Origin of the sequence: Larsenimonas salina (assembly GCF_023736155.1) — a bacterium.
GTDB classification, from domain to species: Bacteria; Pseudomonadota; Gammaproteobacteria; order Pseudomonadales; family Halomonadaceae; genus Larsenimonas; species Larsenimonas salina.
In genome coordinates this window covers 284,462-303,622 of sequence record NZ_JAMLJJ010000001.1, presented here as the reverse complement: position 1 = coordinate 303,622, position 19,161 = coordinate 284,462, and the positions used below count along the sequence as shown (strand labels likewise).

At 60.5% G+C, this 19,161-nt stretch carries 12 protein-coding genes; 6 read left to right on the top strand and 6 right to left on the bottom strand.

What is annotated here, in order from left to right; genetic code table 11:
- Window positions 1–3: 3 nt before the first annotated feature.
- Genes NAT23_RS01395 through NAT23_RS01380 form a run of 4 tightly spaced genes read left to right on the top strand, consistent with a single transcriptional unit; the run spans window position 4 to window position 4,998 of the window.
- Complete coding sequence (locus NAT23_RS01395; protein ID WP_251924771.1) at window positions 4–1,290, top strand: oligosaccharide flippase family protein; 1,287 nt, start codon at window positions 4–6, stop codon at window positions 1,288–1,290.
- Window positions 1,287–2,315, top strand: coding sequence for a glycosyltransferase family 2 protein (locus tag NAT23_RS01390; protein WP_251924769.1), 1,029 nt, complete (start codon window positions 1,287–1,289; stop codon window positions 2,313–2,315). Before NAT23_RS01395 ends, NAT23_RS01390 begins: the two co-directional genes overlap by 4 nt.
- Complete coding sequence (locus tag NAT23_RS01385) at window positions 2,315–3,799, top strand: WecB/TagA/CpsF family glycosyltransferase (RefSeq protein WP_251924766.1); 1,485 nt, start codon at window positions 2,315–2,317, stop codon at window positions 3,797–3,799. Before NAT23_RS01390 ends, NAT23_RS01385 begins: the two co-directional genes overlap by 1 nt.
- Window positions 3,800–3,810: 11 nt before the next feature.
- Window positions 3,811–4,998 carry a glycosyltransferase family protein gene (locus tag NAT23_RS01380; protein ID WP_251924764.1) on the top strand — a complete coding sequence of 396 codons (1,188 nt, stop codon included), beginning with the start codon at window positions 3,811–3,813 and terminating at the stop codon, window positions 4,996–4,998.
- Here the strand turns inward: NAT23_RS01380 and NAT23_RS01375 are convergent.
- A complete protein-coding gene (locus tag NAT23_RS01375; RefSeq protein WP_251924762.1) occupies window positions 4,995–6,812 on the bottom strand; it encodes an SEC-C domain-containing protein in 1,818 nt (605 codons plus the stop codon). The two genes, NAT23_RS01380 and NAT23_RS01375, sit on opposite strands and share 4 nt — an antisense overlap.
- 169 nt (window positions 6,813–6,981) lie before the next feature.
- On the opposite strand from NAT23_RS01375, the gene NAT23_RS01370 reads away from it, so the two are divergent.
- Window positions 6,982–8,883, top strand: coding sequence for a hypothetical protein (locus NAT23_RS01370; RefSeq protein WP_251924760.1), 1,902 nt, complete (start codon window positions 6,982–6,984; stop codon window positions 8,881–8,883).
- Window positions 8,884–9,032: 149 nt separating this feature from the next.
- Complete coding sequence (locus tag NAT23_RS01365) at window positions 9,033–10,958, top strand: DNA topoisomerase III (protein WP_251924758.1); 1,926 nt, start codon at window positions 9,033–9,035, stop codon at window positions 10,956–10,958.
- A gap of 78 nt (window positions 10,959–11,036) precedes the next feature.
- Here the strand turns inward: NAT23_RS01365 and NAT23_RS01360 are convergent, their stop codons facing one another.
- The 5 genes from NAT23_RS01360 to rlmD all read right to left on the bottom strand — a co-directional run bounded on the left by NAT23_RS01360 (window position 11,037) and on the right by rlmD (window position 19,159).
- Window positions 11,037–11,666, bottom strand: coding sequence for a superoxide dismutase (locus tag NAT23_RS01360; protein WP_251589753.1), 630 nt, complete (start codon window positions 11,664–11,666; stop codon window positions 11,037–11,039).
- A gap of 173 nt (window positions 11,667–11,839) precedes the next feature.
- Window positions 11,840–14,491 carry a phosphoenolpyruvate carboxylase gene (gene ppc / locus NAT23_RS01355; protein ID WP_251924756.1) on the bottom strand — a complete coding sequence of 884 codons (2,652 nt, stop codon included), beginning with the start codon at window positions 14,489–14,491 and terminating at the stop codon, window positions 11,840–11,842.
- 138 nt (window positions 14,492–14,629) lie between these two features.
- A complete protein-coding gene (gene mazG, locus NAT23_RS01350) occupies window positions 14,630–15,451 on the bottom strand; it encodes a nucleoside triphosphate pyrophosphohydrolase (protein ID WP_251924754.1) in 822 nt (273 codons plus the stop codon).
- Window positions 15,448–17,721 carry a GTP diphosphokinase gene (gene relA, locus NAT23_RS01345; RefSeq protein ID WP_251924752.1) on the bottom strand — a complete coding sequence of 758 codons (2,274 nt, stop codon included), beginning with the start codon at window positions 17,719–17,721 and terminating at the stop codon, window positions 15,448–15,450. The genes mazG and relA overlap by 4 nt, the downstream gene beginning before the upstream one ends.
- A 73-nt stretch (window positions 17,722–17,794) precedes the next feature.
- A complete protein-coding gene (rlmD, locus tag NAT23_RS01340) occupies window positions 17,795–19,159 on the bottom strand; it encodes a 23S rRNA (uracil(1939)-C(5))-methyltransferase RlmD (protein WP_251924750.1) in 1,365 nt (454 codons plus the stop codon).
- Window positions 19,160–19,161: the final 2 nt, after the last annotated feature.

The following is a 19,161-nucleotide window of genomic DNA, read 5'->3' as shown; positions in this document are numbered from 1 at the left end:
GTCATGCCGAACACGCTGAAACCGAAAGCGCTCTTGAACCGGCTTCGTACCGAAAAGCCCTCGTTCGGCCGCAATATGCTCTGGATGGCATTGACTCAGGGCGTTCATCGCATCGCCCGACTCGGCGCGACGCTGATCGCGGCGCGCCTTCTGATGCCGGAAGCGTTCGGCATCGCCGCGATCGTTTTGACCGTGCATGAGCTTGTCAACGCCATCACCCATTCAGCGTTCGTGCCCGCACTGGTGCAGGCACGAGACGATGCCTTCGACATGCTTTGCAATCATGCTCACCGCCTGAACTGGCTGCTGTGCATTGCCTTGATGGGACTTCAGTGTGCCATCGGCTACGGCGTAAGCCTTGCCTATAACGACCCGGTCCTGTTCCCGGCCATCGCGGTGCTGTCACTGAGCTTTCTATGCCTGCCGCCAGCCACGATCCACGCCGCCAGGGTGTTACGCGAAAACCGGCTCAACGTGGTCGCCCGTGCCGAAATGGGCCAGAGCCTGGGCGAGGCGGTATTGATCATCGTGTTCGCAGTGGCCGGGTTTGGGTTCTGGGCGCTGGTTCTGCCCAAGCTCCTGACCGCCCCCTACTGGACCTATGTCTATCGCAAGGCAACAAGCTGGACACCTACGCCGCCAAACCACTGGCGTATTCCTCCGGCACTGACCCGATTTTCCGGCCCGATGATTGGCAATGAAGTGGTCTTTGCGTTCAGAAACCACATGGATTACCTGCTGATCGGTTTTTTCCTGAGCCTTGACGTTCTGGGGGTCTACTACTTTGCCTTCAACGCAGGGCTCGGGTTGAGCCTTGGCCTGCTGCGCGCCTATTCAACCGCCCTGTTTCCTCATCTTTGCGCCACCAGCGAAGCCCAAAAGGGCGACAACATGCTGCGTGGCATGCGCCTGTTCGCCCGCTTTGCGGTACCGGTCATTCTGGCTCAGTGCCTGTTGGCGCCCTGGTACGTTCCCATTCTCTTCGGCGAGCGCTGGGTCGAACTGGGCGCGCTGCCCATTCTGATCCTGATCTGTCTGTCGGCACTGCCACGCATCGTACTCGACACCTGCTCCCAGGGCCTTCGTGCGGCAGGCGTGCCGGGCATCGACCTTAAACTGCAGCTGTTGACCACGGTGCTGTTCGGCGTGGGCATGATGGCAGGCCTTCCCTGGGGCATTCAGGGCGTGGCCACCGGCATCTTGATCGGAACGACCCTTGCAGCACTGCCTGCCTACGCCCTGACGCACCGACGTCTCGCCCCCACAACGCCCGAGGTACTCTCACCATGACGCCCCTGTTTTCCGTAATCATGCCCATGTACAACGTCGAGGCGTTTATCGAGGATGCCATTGACAGCGTGCTTGCCCAGACCGTGACCGATTTCGAGCTTCTGATCGTTGACGATGTAGCCACCGATGGCAGCCGAGCCATATGCGAGCGCTATGACGACCCGCGGCTTCGTATACTGACCCACCCTGTCAATCGAGGCCTTGCCGGCGCTCGAAATACCGGCGTGCGCGCCGCACAGGGGGAGTACATTGCCTTTATCGATTCCGACGACATCTGGCTTCCGGGCAAGCTCGCCGCCCATCAACGCCACTTCGAAACCGCACCTCGTGTGGGCCTTTCCTTTTCACGCTCGGCCTTCATCGACGCCACCGGCGCACCCATGAATTACTATCAGATGCCCCGGCTGAGCGACATCGACCCCGAGTATCTTTTTTGCCGCAACCCGGTCGGTAATGGCTCGGCGCCGGTGATGCGCCGAGAAGCGCTTGAGGACATCGCCTTTATTGCCGACATCGCGGGCGAGGCAAACGCGGCGTGTTATTTTGACGAACAGCTAAGACGCAGCGAAGACATCGAGTGCTGGGTGCGACTGGCGCTCACGACCCATTGGGATATCGAAGGCCTCAATGCCCCGTTGACCCTATATCGACTCAACGCCGGCGGCCTCTCGGCCTCACTCGACCAGCAGTTCGCCTCCTGGGTCGAACTGGTTGAAAAGACCCGTGGTTACGCCCCGGGCTTCATTGCCCGCGCCGAAAAACGCGCAAGGGCCTACCAGCTTCGCTACCTCGCTCGCCAGGCCATCCGGCTGCGGGACGGGCGCTACGCCCTGAAGGCATTGTTCAGAGCAACGAAAAGCTGGCCGGGCATCTGGCTGGATGAGCCGGGGCGCACAGTCGCCACCACTGGTGCAGCCATTTTACTTGGCACCATCCCGACCCGAATTTATCTATTTTTCGAAGCCATCGCGCAGTCCATCATCGGCAGCGCCCAGCGCCGTCGCATTAACTCAGGGGATGTCTGATGGGGTCACACGCCTATAGCGTCGAACTGGAAAACGAGCAGGCACCACCACGCCCGACCGTCACCGTTCTCGGGCTGCCGTTTGTTAACATCAGCCGCGAGGAGGCGCTCGAGGCACTGTTTGATTACATGCGTGCCCCGCATACCAATGCAACGGTGCATTTCATCAATGCTCACTGCGCCAATGTGGCTCAAAACCACCCCCGCTATTATCAGGCGCTTTTGAACACCAACATGGTATTGCCGGATGGCAGCGGCGTAGCGATCGCGTGCAAGCGCGTAGGCGAATCGCTGGTCGCCAACTTGAATGGCACGGACCTGTTTCCGCTGATCTGTGAGCAGATGGCAGAGGAAGGGCTTCGGCTGTTCCTGCTTGGCGCAGCGCCGGGTGTGGCCGATACCATGGCGGATAAGCTCAAGCAGCGCTTTCCAAAGCTTGAGATTGTTGGCGTACAGCATGGCTTTTTCGGTACCACCGGCGTCGATCAGGTCATCGACAAGATCAATGAAGCGCGCCCCGACCTCCTGTGCGTTGCCATGGGCGTACCGCATCAGGAACTTTGGGTCGAACGCTATCGCCATCGGCTCAAGGTCAAACTGGCCATGGGCGTGGGTGGGTTATTCGATTTCAGCGCCGAGAAGGTCAGCCGCGCGCCGAAATGGCTGCGCTCGATCGGCATGGAATGGAGCTGGCGACTGATGCAGGAACCCAAGCGCATGTGGAAGCGCTACGTGGTCGGCAACCCGGTCTTTCTTTTGAACATCACACGACACGGCCAACGCCCCTGCCGACGTCTTCGAAGCTATCTGGAAGGTGACTATCCGACTTTTTATAAATGGCGCTCGTTTGCACGGCGCTGTTGGTGGCTATTCAGGCGCTGGTATGGCCCGAAGGCCCGGCGGCTTCTCGACATCGGTCTGTCGCTTTCGATTCTCGGTTTTGGCGGGCCTTTTCTGGTGCTGGTCATGCTCTGGATCAAGCTCGACTCCAAGGGCCCGATCTTTTTCAGCCAGACGCGGGTAGGTCAGTCCGGCAGCCTGTTCAAGATGTGGAAATTCCGCTCGATGTACATCGATGCCGAGGAGCGCCTGAGAGAACTTACCGAACGCAATGAGTCCTCGGGCAATGTGCTGTTCAAGATGAAAAAGGACCCCCGGATCACCACACCCGGGCGCATCATTCGAAAGCTGTCCATCGATGAGATACCGCAGCTCTGGAACGTCTTGAAGGGGGACATGGCGCTGGTCGGCCCGAGACCCGCGCTGCCTCGGGAAGTCTCGCTTTATGAGGCCCGCGCTCGAATGCGCCTTGATGCCCGGCCGGGATTGACCGGGCTCTGGCAGGTATCCGGCCGGTCGGACCTGTCGTTTGACGAACAGATCAACCTCGATCTGTTCTATCTGCACCGACAGGGCATTCGTGAAGACATCAAACTGCTTCTAAGAACCATACCCGCCGTCATCAAGGGGCGTGGGGCGTATTGAGGAGAACGTCGATGCAAGTGATCATTCTTGCCGATCGGATGGGCCAGGAAATGGCCCCGATGGATCAGCGCTACCCGCCCGCCCTGCTGCCCCTGGTCGGAAGAAGCGTGCTGGAGCGCAATCTGGACCTTCTGGCGGACACGCCCGACATTCAGGCGGCGTGCCTGCTGTACGGACGGTCATCAGAGTCGTTTCGCGCGATGTTCAATCGAAGCGACCGCTGGGGCATGCCGATCGAGCTTTATCCGGTCATTGGCGAGCGTGACCCGCGCGAACACCTACTGCGTCTGGGCGGCAACGTGATGTATCCCTGCCTTGTGGTACGCGGTGATATTCTGCTGCACCCCGACTGGATCAAGGCACCCGGCAAGGACGCGCCAGTCGTGGTCGCCCGGGGCCCGGAGGATCTCAACCTGATTCGCCTTCGCTGGAGCGAGCTTCGAGAGGAACGCACGTTGAGCCCGTGCCTACTCGCCTCGCTTTCGGATTATCACCAGTTGACGATGGATATCCTGCAGCGCCAGACGCCGGTGGCCCCGCATGGCACCGAGATTCTGGACAGGCTCTGGGGCTCGGCCGGCACGGCAACGCCAGACACGTCCGTACTTGAACAGGGATTCATGGGGGCGGTTGCCCACGTTGAGCGAGGGGCCTGGCTTACCGGCCACTGTAGCCTCGAAACCGGCTGCTATCTCGAGGAAGGCGCCGAACTCGAAAACATGGTCGTAATGCCCTACTCCCATGTAGGCGGCGTGCAGCGCCTTAAAAACGGCATCTATTACGAGGGGCAACTGCTCGACCCCAAACTCGGCTACTGGTTCAAGGACCGTCGTCAGGCCGGTACGCTGGTGCTTCGCGGCGTGGCCTTCAAACCGCAACACCGACCGGGCAAGAGCGAGCGCCTGCTCTCGGCACTGCTTTGGGTCATGGTGCTGCCGCTTGCCGGCAAGACGCGGGCACTGCGTGGGGAGCTTGCCAAGGTGGTGGGTCAGCAGCAGCGCCTGTTCGGCCCCAACATCGAACACACACCGGCCATTCTCGGCTACGCCGCTCGTGTGACCCGCGGCGTTTTCATCGGCCCAAAGCGATGCCTGCGCCCCGACATCGTGGCCGACTGCATCGATGCGATTCGCTTGACCGAATACCCCAAGCTTCGCCAGGTCCTGCTTCGAATGGTCTCGTTGAAGCGCGGTCACTAAAACCGCTTGAGTGCCCGCTTCAACCAGTCGATGGCACCTGGCGTTGCAAGCCATTGGCCACGCAACAGCACACGATACTGCCAGGCCTCGCCCCGAGAGCCTGGCGCAACCGAATGGGCTTCATTGTGCTCACGCTTGGGGTTGGCCCTGGCAAGAAGCGTCAGCATGTGTGGGTTGTGCTGATGAATGAGGGAAAGCGCGCCTTGCGCCTCCGCCATCCGTCCGAGCCGGTAGAACACCAGGGCGCGCCCGACCAGCAGACCAAGCCAATCTGACTGCTCGGGCAGGAGCGGGTCGACCAGTGACAGGGCCTTGTCGTCCTCGCCCTGACGCAGGTGCTGTTCGAGCAGAACCTCCCGAAGCCCCAGATCGTCCTGCTTGTCGAGGCTCAAAAGCCGCTCCGACAGTGCTTTTGAACGAAGCGGATCACCGCGCTCCATCCCCATGATCAGCCCAAGCCCGAGCTGGTAGATGATGTCATTGTCACCCTCTTCCCAGCTGAAGACGCCCTGCTCCTGCTCGATGCAGCCAAGCCATAGCTCGAACTGTTTGGCGATCGGTTCGAAAAAGGGCCGCATCATCCACGGCAGATTGCCAAACCGTACCGCCAGCGCCATGGTCAGCTCCTGCAAGATGGCAGGGGTTGCCAGCCAGTCTCGATGCTCGCACAGCCCATCGAGCCACTTGAGCGCATCGACCCACAGGTCGCTGCTGGCGCTCTTGCCGGGCTCGCCCACATCGTCGGCGGTAAAGTACTGGCGCCACTGCGTGTAATCCGCGGTGTGATCAGGCGTGGGCAAGTACATGAGCTTGCCGCATTCATTGCGGCTCAGCGGCAGCTCTTCGACCGGAGGGTATTCCATGAGGACCGTGGACAGCATGGCAAGCGGCTCGGCCAGCTCTTCCTCGGAGTAGATCATCTGCTCAGCGAGGGTGTCTGCCGGGGCATGCGCGAGCTGCTCCAGAAAGTCCAGATACTCCTCATCAAGCCCCGCCTGGCGTTTAAGACGACGCGCCCAGAAGCCTGCACGCTCGCCGGCTTCCTTGGGCTGGCCTTCATGCAGCAGGAGCATGGTTTCGATGTAGGCAAGTGACGGGGCGTCGGGAATCAGTTTGAGCGCCTTCAAAAACGCCTCTCGTGCCCCGTTCAGGTCGTCGCTGTCCATGAACGCAAGGCACACCCGCTCAAGCGCCGCGCCTTTCAGAAAATTCGGCCCCCGGTCGACGATATCATCAACAAATGCGTCCTTTTTGCGCGTAAATCCGCGCTCATGGTAGACATCGGTCAAAAGCTCAAAGGCAGACTCGGACGTTTCAGGCGTGGCTTCCCACTCATCGAGCTGGAAAAAGGCTTCGAGCAGGCGCTGGGCGCGGCCGAGCTGACCGGTTTCGACACTGATGATGGCCGCCTCGAGCAAGGCCTGGGTCGGTGCCTGAAGTGACAGAAGCGCACGACGAAGGCGCTCTCCCCGCCATTCCTGCAAGCTCAGCATCCACATCAAATGCGAGGGCACCGGCCCCGGCAGGGTCACCGCTCCGCAGCAGCGGTCAAACCGCTTGCCCGAATCGCACCAGCAGGGCTCATCCAGGGCGGGCGGCGCCAAGGGTTCGCAGGAAAAGCCGCACCGGACCAAGGGCGTCTGGTTCCAGAGAAGCGGCGTCAACGCCTGGGCAAGCGACACATCGTCACCTAAAAGCGTTGCGCCCTCGCGTCGGGCCCAGCGCGTAAGTTCGGGGTACTGCTCGTCTTGATGGATGACGGCCTGCGCTTTCGTGGCAAACCCAAGCAACTGATCAACCCAATTCGCCAACATTCAAAGTGTTCCCTGCGCCATCATGTATTTATGCCACATCCCACGCCAAAGATTTCTACCCGAACAGGATACGCAAGCCGCTTTGTGACCGCCAGACGAAGGCGGTACTATAGCCACTCGGCCCGCCAAGTCAGCGGCCGATGACCCATCCTGTCGCTTAAGGTTTCTTGTGCTGCCTCTTCCCATACTCAAACGCCGCGCAGACGAAAAACGCACCTCAACAGTCAGCCTCGAGCGTGAAGGCCGTGATGAAATCCGGCGAATCACTCAGGCGGTCGAGAAGGTGCCGTGGTCGATCAGCCTGATGCAGATCCTCTGGACCGCCGGACCCGTCACTCTGATTGGTGCCTGGGGCGGCTACCTCATGGGGTATGGCAAGGCACCGACCATGGAAAACTACGTGTTTTTCATCTCCTACACGGTCATTACGGGTGTGGCCGGGGTACTGGCCAATCTGGTGCATCATTTGACCCGAGGGCGTCAGTACGAGCGTACCGAAGCCAAGATTTCGCGCGTCATCGACACGCTTCCGGATCTGATTCTCACCACCCGCAACCTGATCGTTGAAAGTCTGGAAGGCGATGCCCGACGGCGTGAAGCCGCTGCCATGCTGCTCAGAAAGCAGGACCTATCCCCCGAGGGGGTCGAACTGGCCGTTCAGGAGCTTTTAAACGATGCGGATTCGGCGCGAATCATAGCACGGATCGACATCTATCGCCGGGTCGGGCTATACGCCCGTATCCGGGATTTGAACAGCCTCTACAGCGACACGCTGGAGCCTCAGTTCACAGACCTTGCCGACGTTGCGCCGGAAGCCATCGGCCTTCTGCGGGACCGTTTCTACGGCATCGCCCCCAACCTTCATCATGGCGTGCCGCGCGATGACAACTTTCTCGAGCGAATTCTCGCCGCCAGCGAGCAGGACAACGACCTGCTGATGACGCTTCAGGACGTGGAGGAACTATTGATTCTCGCGTTCGAGCTGATCAGCGGGCGCGAGATCACCATGCTGACGTTCGAGTACCGCGGTCAATGGCACCTGGCGCGGGCGCTCGATCAGCTCGAAGACGCGCGCGCCCGCTATCGCATCGCACAGGCCACCGGGCTTTCACGCGTGAAGGCGCTGACGGTCTATCTCGCCGAACAGTCGGACACCCTGGTTGAGGACGCCGCGTCAGGCCTTCGCGCCGAAGTCCTCCTGGCCCGCTCTCGTGAGGCAATGGATGCGCTGGCCGATCAGATCGTACGCGACGCCGCCGAGCTCGAGCGCGCCTTCGACAGCCAGCTCCGTGCCCGCCTTCGACAGCAATCGGACATCCTGACCAACGCCTTGAAGCTCTTCAAGAGTGTCCAGGAGGCTTATGAAAACGCCGGCCGCAGCCACGCACAGCTGCTGCGTCTGTCGACCCGCTGGGAGGAAATGCATTCAAGCGAGAAGCAGACCCAGAAACTTCGAACCGGGCGCGGACGGCGAGGCCTTCGCGTTCGCGAAAAACGCATCGCACTCGACGATGCGGCCAAGGCTGACGTCTGCCGGGCGCTGTCGAAACTGATGCAGGGCGTCAATATTCGCCACTGGGGGCACCCCCGCCACACACCCTTGAGCCACGAAACGCTGCTCAATCACGGCTCGGACACGCTGAAACGGTTCGCCATCGATGTGGCCCTGACCCTCGAGCCGCATATCCACCTCTCTCGCCCCGAAGTGCAACGTGCGATCAACGCGACCAACGCCGCCTACTTCGGCCAGCTTGAACCCAACATGTCGGCACCGGCCAAGGCCGCGATCGGCGCGGCCATGGTCAAGAGCATTGAGCCAGATCTATCGCGCTCTGCCGAATCCCTGGCTCTGGCACTGGTGCGCCACTACGGCGTACCGCTGGACGATTCGGCCGCAGAGTTTCTGGTCACGCATTACAAGGCGCGTGAAGCGACACTCAGCATGATTGCCGGCTATCACAGCGCCGATTACAGCCCGGTGAGCCTTCTGACCCATCGCCCGCCGGTGACCGGCAAGCGCCCTCAGAAGTGGTATCGTGCGCTGGTTCGAGCGCGTCGAGCGCTGGGCTAGCCCCCGGACCAGCAGTGTTCTAAATCGAAAGTGTTCTAAATCGATAGTGCCCTGAATCGACAGTGCTTTGAATCGACAGTGCTCTGGATCGACAGCCCCTCTGACCGTGGTTACCATAGCACTGTATAAAACCACATGGATTTGATGTTTTGCGTCTGATCATCGCCGAAAAACCAAGTGTGGGCCGCGCGGTCGCAGAGGTCCTGCCGAAACCGCACCAGAAAGGCGACGGGTTCATCCGTACCGCTAAGGGCGACGTGGTGACCTGGTGTATCGGCCACCTGCTCGAGCAGGCCGAGCCCGAGGCCTATGACCCCGCCTACAAGAGCTGGAAGCGCGCGCATCTTCCGATCGTACCGGACGAGTGGAAGCAACAGATCAAGTCAAAAACCCGCCAGCAGTTCACCACGGTCAAGAAGCTGATCAGGGAGGCCGATCAGCTTGTCAACATGGGCGACCCCGACCGGGTCGGCCAGATTCTGGTCGATGAGGTGATCAATCATTCAGGCATCAGCAAGGCCAAGCGCGCCGCCACCCTTCGCTGCCTGGTCAATGACATGAACCCGGCCGCGATCAAGAAGGCCCTAGATGATCTTCGCCCCAACAGCGATTTCATTCCGCTTGCCACCTCGGCGCTGGCGCGGGCACGGGCCGATTGGCTCTACGGCATCAACATGACCCGCCTGTGCACCCTGCTCGGTCAAAACGCAGGCTACAACGGTGTGCTGTCGATCGGGCGGGTACAAACGCCGGTGCTTGGCCTTGTGGTTCATCGTGATGAAGCCATCGAACAGTTCGTACCCAAGCCGTTTTACGAGGTTGTTGCCACGCTTGTCACCGCAGCCGGTGACACCTTCAGCGCCAAGTGGGTCCCGAGCGACGCCTGTGCGCCGTATATGGACGACGAGGGTCGGGTGCTTTCAAGAAAGCTTGCCGACACCGTCGTGGGAAAAGTAACCGGCAAACCCGGCCACGTTCGAAACGTCGAGCGCACAGTCAAAAAGCAGGCCGCGCCGCTGCCCTATAATCTGTCCACGCTTCAGATCGACGCCTCGAAACGCTTCAACCTGAACGCCCAGAAAACGCTGGATGTCTGCCAGCAGCTCTATGAGCGCCACACCCTGATTACCTACCCGCGCTCGGACTGCCGGTATCTGCCGAAGGGGCACTACGGTGACCGGCGAACGGTCACTCAGGCCATCGCCAAAACCAGCGACGCGCTTCGCGACCCGGCTCAACAGGCGAATCTTGATCTCAAAAGCAAGGCCTGGAACGACGCCAAGGTGGGCGCACACCACGCCATTATCCCGACATCCAAGGCCCTGGCGGCCGACCGGCTGACCCAAGACGAAAAGAACATCTACGATCTTGTGGCCAGGCAATACCTGATGCAGTTCTATCCAGCGTTCGAGTACGCCGAGCATCAGATCGACAGTCAGGTTGAAGGTGGGCTGTTCGTTGCAAAACAGACATCGGTTCTGAGGGAGGGCTGGAAAATCCTGTTGCCTCCCCGAAAAGGCACCAAGGCGTCCGAGTTTTCATCGACGCCCCTGCCCGAGGTCAACGTTGGCGACGCTCTCACCTGCCGCGAGGCCCGGGTGGATGACAAGGAAACCAGCCCACCGAAACGGTTTACCGATGCAAGCCTTCTATCGGCCATGACCGGTATCGCGCGTTTTGTCTCAGACCCCGACGTCAAGAAAGTTCTCAAGGACACCGATGGCCTCGGCACGGAAGCCACCCGTGCCGGCATCATCGAGCTACTGTTCAAGCGGCAGTTTCTGGTTAAAAGCGGCAAGGAGATCAAGGCAACCGACATTGGACGCCAACTCGTGAAAAGCCTGCCTAAACGAATGGTTGTGCCTGACATGACCGCACATTGGGAATCCCAGCTCGAGGCCATCAGCGACAAACGCATGCGTTACGCGCAGTTCATGCAGCCGCTCACCCATGAACTCAAAACGCTGATTTCAGAGGTCGAGCGCAGTGATTTCTCTGCGCTTCGAGGCAAGGGAAGCAAGGGCGGCAAGGGAAGGAAGACAGCGCGCCGGTCACGCTCGACAAAAAAAACGTGAGCCATTCGCTCAAGATGAACAGCATCTGCGCACAAAAAAACCCGGCCTAGGCCGGGTTTTTCAAACGATCAGGGCTGGTTATTTAGCCGCCTGATAGCGCTTTTCGACTTCGTCCCAGTTGACGAGGTTCCAGAACGCCTTGATGTAGTCCGGGCGACGGTTCTGGAAGTTCAGATAGTACGCATGCTCCCAGACGTCCAAGCCGAGAATCGGCGTAGCGGAGGCACCACCGAAGGATTCCGGCATCAGGGCGCTGTCCTGGTTGGCCGTCGAGGTGACGATCAGCTTGCCGTCTTTGACTGCAAGCCAGGCCCAACCGGAACCGAAACGGCCTTTCGCCGCGGTTTCGAACTGTTCCTTGAACGCATCGACGCTGCCGAAGGTTTCCTTGATCGCGTCTGCCACGTCGCCCTTGGGCTCACCGCCACCTTCAGGAGACAGAACAGTCCAGAACAGGCTGTGGTTGGCGTGACCGCCAGCATTATTGCGCACGGCAGTGCGCTGGGCTTCCGGGACCTGATCGATTTTCTGAACAAGTTCCTCGGCTGACAGCTGGCCAAGCTCTTCCGGGAGTTTTTCCAACGCGCCATTGGCATTGGTCACGTAGGTGTTGTGGTGCTTGGTGTGGTGAATTTCCATGGTCATCGCGTCGAAATGCGGCTCGAGCGCGTTGTACGCATACGGAAGTTCAGGAAGCTGATAAGCCATTGGAAGGACTCCTTTTACGACAGCTTTCGGTTTTACGGGAAGGCACCTTCATGTGCCCGCTCTAAAACCACGATCGGCAGCGGCAAGATTGCCACTGCCACATGTTGTTCTACCCCACAACATTAGGTGCCATGAGACGCATTTCAAGGGCGGGCTTCTAAAAAAATTTTGCGTTAGCCTGTATTTCGAAGCCCGGCGGCGATTCCAGCCATGCTGACCATCAGCGCCCTGGAAAGCTCCGAGGAAATCGCGCCGTCGGCGTTGCGATTTCGCTGCAAAAGCTCGGCCTGAACCCCATGGAGCGGATCAAGGTAGGGATTTCGCACCTCGATCGCCTGACGAATCAGCGGCGCATGCTCAAGAAGCTGATCCTGCTCGCGAATCTCGAGCAGCACATCGACAAGCTCGGTAAAGCGCGTTCGAAGCTTCTCGCCCAGCGCACGAAGCGGCGGCTCATCCACCAGACGCTGTTCGTAGTAGGCGGTGATGTCAACGTCGGCCTTGGCCAGAAGCATTTCAAGCATGTCGACGTAGGTACCGAAAAATGGCCACTGCTCCATCATTTCGCGCAGCACGCCAAGACCCTCGGCGCTGTCGGCGCGCTGCCGGAAGGCCTCACCGCTACCAAGCCAAGCCGGCAGCATCAGCCGCGTCTGTGTCCAGGCAAAGATCCAGGGAATCGCTCTGAGCGTTTCGACCCCGCCGTCCTGTCGGCGCTTGGCCGGGCGCGAGCCGAGCGGCAGGCGCGACAGCGCGGTTTCAGGCGTGACCGCGCGAAAATACGGTACGAAGTTCGGATCCTCACGCACCACGCTTCGATATACCTCGTGCGCACAGCGCGCCAGTGTATCCATCTCATCGCGCCAATGCTGCTTGGGCTTGGGCGGCGGCAGAAGCGAGGCCTCGAGTACCGCGCAGGCGTAGATTTCCATCGACCGCACGGCAATGCCGGGCTGGCCGAACTTGAAACGGATCATCTCGCCCTGCTCGGTGACGCGCAGACTGCCATTGACCGAGCCGGGGGGCTGCGAAAGAATCGCGGCGTGCGCCGGGCCGCCACCGCGCCCGACCGTGCCGCCGCGCCCGTGAAAGAGCGTCAGCGAGACGCCCTGCGCCTTGCAGGCCTCGACCAGCGTCTCCTGAGCGCGGTACTGCGCCCAGGCCGCCGCCAGTTGGCCGGCGTCCTTGGCCGAGTCGGAGTAGCCAATCATTACTTCCTGACGGTCGTCGATTACCGCGCGGTACGCCTCAAACCCAAGCAGGGTGTCGACCACTGAACTTGCGCGATCAAGATCATCAAGGGTTTCAAACAGCGGTGAAATCGGAAGCTTTACGCTGCCCCCGTACTCCTTCATCAACAGCGCCACCGCCAGCACGTCGGAAGGCTGGCCTGCCATCGAAATCACGTAGGAACCAAGCGCCTCCTTCGGTTCCGAGGCCACCACCTCGAACGTATCGAGCACTTCCCGCGTTGGCTCGGAGCACTGCCAGTGCGGTGGCACCAGCGGCCGCTTGGAGGTGAGTTCCTCGAGCAGAAACCGCTGACGCTGGGCCTCGTCCCAATCAAGATAATGCCCAAGGCCCAGATGCTCGGTCAGCTCATCGAGCGCTTCCGAATGGCGCGAGGATTCCTGACGCACATCGAGTTTGGTAAGCGTCACACCGAAACACGCCACTCGGCGCAGTGTGTCCAGCAGCGCGCCGTTGGCGATGGTGTGAAGACCGCAGTCACACAGGGAGCGGTAGCACAGAAGAAGCGGTGCGAAGAGCTGTTCGCGCGTCTCGATGACAGCCACCGACGGCGTGAATGGCTTGCCGTCAAGGCGCGCCTTGGCCCAGTCACGGGTTTCTTCCACGCGGTGCAGCAACCGTCTCAAGAGCTCCCGGTAAGGTTCGGCCACATCGCCGGTTTCCGCGCGAAGCGCAGAGGTGGCCTTCCACATCGAGAGCTCACGCTTGAGCTGAAGGAGATCCCGCGCGTAGAGATCCGCCGCCATCCACCGTCCGAGCAACAGCACTTCCCGGGTCACACTGGCGGTCACATTCGGGTTGCCATCGCGGTCACCGCCCATCCAGGAGGCAAACCGCAGCGGCGAGGCGTCAAGCGGCAGCCGCTCACCGGCAAGCTCGAGCAGTCGATTGTCCAGATCACGGTAGAACTCGGGCACCGCCTGCCACAGCGAATTCTCGATGACGGCAAAGCCCCAGCGCGCTTCATCGACCGGTGTCGGGCGTTCCTTGCGAATCTCGTCGGTGTGCCAGGCCTGACTTACCAGCTCGGTCAGACGACTGCTGACCCGCGTTTCAAGCTCGGGATGATCAGTTGCCTGCTCGAGAAGCGTCAGGCATTCATCAATGGCGTCGTATTTCTGGATTAGCGTGCGCCGTACGACCTCGGTCGGGTGCGCCGTTAGAACGAGCTCGACCCGCATCTCCTCGAATGCCCGAATGATGGCCTGAGCGTCGTGACCCTTTTGATGAATGCGCTCCAGAAGCTCACCCATCTCAGGCTGGCTGCCGGGACGATAATCCTCGACCCGGCGCGCTCGCGTGCGGTAGTGCTGCTCGGCGAGGTTGGCAAGGTTCAAAAACTGGTTGAACGCGCGGGTGACGGGCAACAATTCACTTTCGGGGAGCCGGCGCAGATAATCGATCAGTTCCTTGCGCTCATCACTGCCCTCTCGCCGCCCGTCCTTCGCCAGCGCGCGAATGCGTTCGATCTTGGCCAGGAAATCCTTGCCCATGTCCGAGGCGATGGTCTGTCCCAGGTTGTCGCCGAGAATACGAACGTTTTCTCTCAAGGACTCGTGCAAGTCATCGCTCATGGTGATCCCCCTTAGTGTATTGACGGTGCTGCGCTAGCAGCTTAGCCGAGAAACCCGGTTCAATGCTGTCACCCACGCATAAAAAATGCGACCTAGGTCGCATTTTAAAGACATCGGCTCAGCCGTGAGGCACTCGCGTCAACGCTCCTGACGCTTGGCCGCTTGCCAGTGCGCTTCCATTGTGTCGAGCGACGCTGATTCAAGCGCACCGCCCTCATCGCCGATTGCGCGTTCCACGTGGCGAAACCGGCGTTCGAACTTGACGTTGGTGCGCCTAAGCGCCTGTTCCGGATCGATCCCCTGCTTGCGGGCAAGGTTCACGACCGAAAACAGCACATCGCCCAGTTCGTCCTCACAGGCATCAGCCTGGCCCTCGGCCATGGCCTGCTCAAGTTCTGCAAGCTCTTCATGCACCTTGGCAAGCGCGCCCCGGGCGTCCGGCCAATCGAACCCGCCTCGCGCGGCGCGCTTTGAAAGCTTGCCCGCCCGGGTCAGAGCCGGAAGCCCGACCGGCACGTCATCAAGCAGCGAGGATGCATCCCGCGTTTCGCGCTCGTAAGCCTTGATCGCTTCCCAGCGGGCGTTGATCGACGCCTCATGCTGAGCGTTACCGTCGTTCTTTTCGCCGTAGAGCGTGCCATCGAGAAACACGTGCGGGTGGCGACGCACCATCTTACGCACCAACGTATCGATCACATCATCAAGATCGAACCTGGCGTCCTCATCGGCAATCTGGGCGTAGAACACCACCTGAAACAGTACATCGCCAAGCTCACCCGGCAGCTCATCGAAGGCCTTGCGCTCGATGGCGTCGGCCACTTCGTACGCCTCTTCGATCGTATGCGGCACGATCGTTTCGAAGCGCTGCTTGAGGTCCCACGGGCACCCCTGCTCCGGGTCGCGAAGCGTGGCCATCAAATAGCGCAGATCGCTCAATGTGTACGGGGTCGCCTCGGTCATGGTTCGCCTCGCTCTGAGGGGCCGCCCTGACGCAGCCGCTTGATGTCGGTCACATTGGAGAGTTGCTGAATACGGCTGAACAGACGCCCCAGCGCTTCGATGCTAGACACTTCGAGCGTGATATTGAGCGTGGCCATATGCTCCTGCGTATTGGTGCGGGTATTGACCGAGAGCACGTTGACCTTCTCGCCAGTCAACACGGTAGTGACGTCACGAAGCAGGCCGTTTCGATCCCAGGCCTGAATTTCGATGTCGACCGGGTACTGCGCGATCTGGCGATCGCCCCACTCGACCTCGACGATGCGCTGGGGCTCATCGCTTTTGAGCTGCAACAGATTGGGGCAATCCTGACGGTGAATGGTCACACCCCGGCCCTGGGTGATGAACCCAACAATCTGATCCCCGGGAACCGGATGGCAGCAGTTGGCCATCTGCGTCTTGAGATTGCCGACCCCGAGCACCGTAATGCTGTCACTGTCCGGCGTCACGCCCTTGCGAGGACGAGTCAGTAGCCGGTCGAGCTGCTCCTGGTCGGAGTCGTCTTCACCGAACAGGTTCTGTGCCTGGGAAAGCACCTGACCGATGCGAAGATCGCCCGCACCAATCGCTGCGTACATGTCATCGACGGCGTTGTAATTGACCGCCTTGGCAAGCCTTACGCGGTCAAGGTTATCCAGATCGAGCCGCTTGAACTCTTTTTCAAGCAGTGAGCGTCCCTCTTCCAGATTCTGCGCGCGGTCCTGCTCCTTGAACCGCGACTGAATCTTGGCACGTGCACGTGAAGTCCGAACGAAGCCCAGGCTCGGATTGAGCCAGTCGCGGCTCGGCCCACCCCGCGTCGCAGTCAGGATCTCGACCTGTTGCCCGGTCTTTAGAAGATACGTCAGCGGAACGATCCGTCCGTTGACCTTCGCCCCCCGGCACAGGTGGCCGACTTCGGTATGAACGCGGTAGGCGAAATCGATCGGGGTGGCCTTGCTCGGCAAGTCGATGACGTGGCCCTCGGGGGTGAACACATAGATGCGGTCCGGGGCCACATCGGAGCGAAGCCCCTGACTGATGTCGCCGAGCTCACCAAGCTCTTCCTGCCACTCGAGCACTTGCCGGAGCCAGGCGATTTTTTCTTCATAGCCGCGGCTCTTGGAGTCGACATCGGTGCCTTTGTATTTCCAGTGGGCGCAGACCCCGAGTTCGGCCTCCTCATGCATGTCGAAGGTACGCACCTGGATTTCAAGCACCTTGTTTTCAGGCCCGATGACCGCGGTATGCAGCGACTGATAACCGTTTTTCTTGGGGTTGGCGATGTAGTCGTCGAATTCGTTGGGGACGTGGTGCCATTTTGAATGCACCAACCCAAGCAGCGTGTAGCAGTCGGCCACTTTCGGCACCAGAATACGGACAGCACGCACGTCATAGACTTCTGAGAAATCAATGCGCTTACGCTTCATCTTTCGCCAGATCGAATAGATGTGCTTGGCGCGCCCGGAAATATCGTAGGGCACGATGCCCTGCTCAGTGAGCATGGTCTCGAGCATCGAGATCACTTCCGAGATATAGCGGTCGCGGTCAAGGCGCTTTTCGGAAAGCTGCTTGGCAATCGATTTGTAATCCGTTTCGTGCAGATAACGAAACGACAGATCCTCGAGCTCCCACTTGAGCTGTCCGACGCCGAGCCGATGGGCCAGCGGCGCGTAGATATCGAATACCTCACGGGCCACGCGCAGGCAGCGCTCGCGCGAGCTGTTGCGGACCTCGCGCAGCATGCAGGTTCGCTCCACGATCTTGATCAGTGCCACCCGCACGTCATCGATCATGGTCACCAGCATCTTGCGCAGGTTGTCCTGCTGGTTGTGCTGGTCGAGCCCGTGGGCAGGCGCCTGGAGCTGGCTGATGGCGGCCATTTTCAGTACGCCATCCACCAGAAGACCAACTTCGGAGCCAAACTCCTTGGTAACGGCCTCGACCGTGGTCAGGGATTCACGCACACAGCGGTAAAGCACGGCCGCAATCAGCGCCGACTCATCGAGCTTGAGCTCGGCAACGATGCTTGCCATCTCGAGTCCGATATGGAGACTTGCCCCCGGGTCGCGCCAGGCACTTTCCGAATGACGTGCCTCCGCCTCGACCGCCAGGCGCTCGGCAAGCCGGCAGGCCCGGGCAAACCGATCGGGCTCCTTGAGCGGCACCTGAGCGGCAAACGCCTCAAGCCACGCGGTGACATCGATTCGCCCGTCGGCGCTGAGCGGCTGAGACTCTCGTACTTTTACCATGGCCTATCCCCCATCTGGGGTCTCCCGTAAGACTTCGTTCTTGATCGCTTATTATATTAGTTTTATCTGCAACTTACCGCTCCAGCAACACCATCGTTTCAAGATGGGCCGTCTGGGGAAACATATCCGCGACCGTCAGTTCGACCACTCGGTATCCACCCTCGCACAGATGCGCGACGTCGCGCGCAAGTGTCGCCGGATCGCAAGCGATGTAAACGATGCGGTCGGGCCCCTGTTCGGCAAGCTGTCGGGCAATGGCTTCTGCCCCGGCGCGAGGGGGGTCGAGCACGACCAGATCAGCCGAGGCAAGCGTCTTGGCTCGAAGGGCCCGGCTGAGATCTGCCACGTGCCCTTCAATGTGCGAATCAAGACCGTTGACACGGGCATTATCGAGCAGCCGAGTCACCATGCTCTGTTGGCCTTCGAACGCATGAACCCGCGCCCCCAATCGAGCCAGCGGCAGGCTGAAATTACCGATGCCCGCGAACAGATCAACCACAATCGATTGCGCCAGAGGACCGCACCAGTCAACCAGACGGTCTACCATCTGTTGATTGACGGACATGTTGACCTGAACGAAATCGCCGCTACCAAACGCAAGGCTCACCGGGTCTAGCCCATCAAGTGTCAGCGTATAGCCGTGTTCGGCCTCACCGTTGATGCACTCAACGCTCGGCGTATCACGGCCGACCACCACGCTGAGACTGATGCCTTCTGCACAGGCAAACGCGTTTAGGTGCTCGAGATCCTCGGGCACACGTTTCATCAATCGAACGCTGACCTCGACGCCCTGATCAGAATCGTTGAGCTGAATGTGGCCAACATGGCGCGGGTGTTCGAGCTGCGTTATGCACTCGCGCAGGGGCGAAATCAATGCCTCGAGCGCGGGCACCAGCACCGGGCACTCAGTGATCGCAAACAGACGGTCACTGCCGCGCCGGCGGTACCCAAGGAGCACCTCGCCGTCTCGGTTGACCCGAACGCCCAGACGCGCCCGGCGGCGATACCCGGCTTCGGCGCCGGCAATCAGCAAGGGCTCAGGGGCATCGATGCGCTGTTGCTCGAAGTGCGCCCTAAGGGTCTTGAGCTTGTGGCGGCGCTGGGTCTCGATTGCGGCGTGCTGGAGATCACAGCCCCCGCATATGCCAAAATGAACACACATGGGCTCGACCCGCTCGAGCGAAGCCGCAAGAATCTCTTTCGGATGCGCTTCATCGAAGCGGCGGTGACTGGTGTGCACGGCAAACACGACGCGCTCGCCGGGAAGCGTTCGTTCGACAAAAACCGCCTTGCCATCCTGGCTGCGAGTAACGCCACGGCCTTCATACGACAGCCGCTCGATCACACCCTCGGTCTCGCCCTGCTCGTGTGCCGAGCGCGACTCGAGCACTCGTCGCGTTGCGGAACGCGACGCTCGTTTCTGGCCCAAACGTGCCACGG

Coding starts and splice junctions, on each gene's coding strand:
- NAT23_RS01395 (WP_251924771.1), top strand. CDS start 4: ATGCCGAACACGCTGAAACCGAAAGCGCTCTTGAACCGGCTTCGTACC.
- NAT23_RS01390 (WP_251924769.1), top strand. CDS start 1,287: ATGACGCCCCTGTTTTCCGTAATCATGCCCATGTACAACGTCGAGGCG.
- NAT23_RS01385 (WP_251924766.1), top strand. CDS start 2,315: ATGGGGTCACACGCCTATAGCGTCGAACTGGAAAACGAGCAGGCACCA.
- NAT23_RS01380 (WP_251924764.1), top strand. CDS start 3,811: ATGCAAGTGATCATTCTTGCCGATCGGATGGGCCAGGAAATGGCCCCG.
- NAT23_RS01375 (WP_251924762.1), bottom strand. CDS start 6,812: ATGTTGGCGAATTGGGTTGATCAGTTGCTTGGGTTTGCCACGAAAGCG.
- NAT23_RS01360 (WP_251589753.1), bottom strand. CDS start 11,666: ATGGCTTATCAGCTTCCTGAACTTCCGTATGCGTACAACGCGCTCGAG.
- ppc (WP_251924756.1), bottom strand. CDS start 14,491: ATGAGCGATGACTTGCACGAGTCCTTGAGAGAAAACGTTCGTATTCTC.
- mazG (WP_251924754.1), bottom strand. CDS start 15,451: ATGACCGAGGCGACCCCGTACACATTGAGCGATCTGCGCTATTTGATG.
- relA (WP_251924752.1), bottom strand. CDS start 17,721: ATGGTAAAAGTACGAGAGTCTCAGCCGCTCAGCGCCGACGGGCGAATC.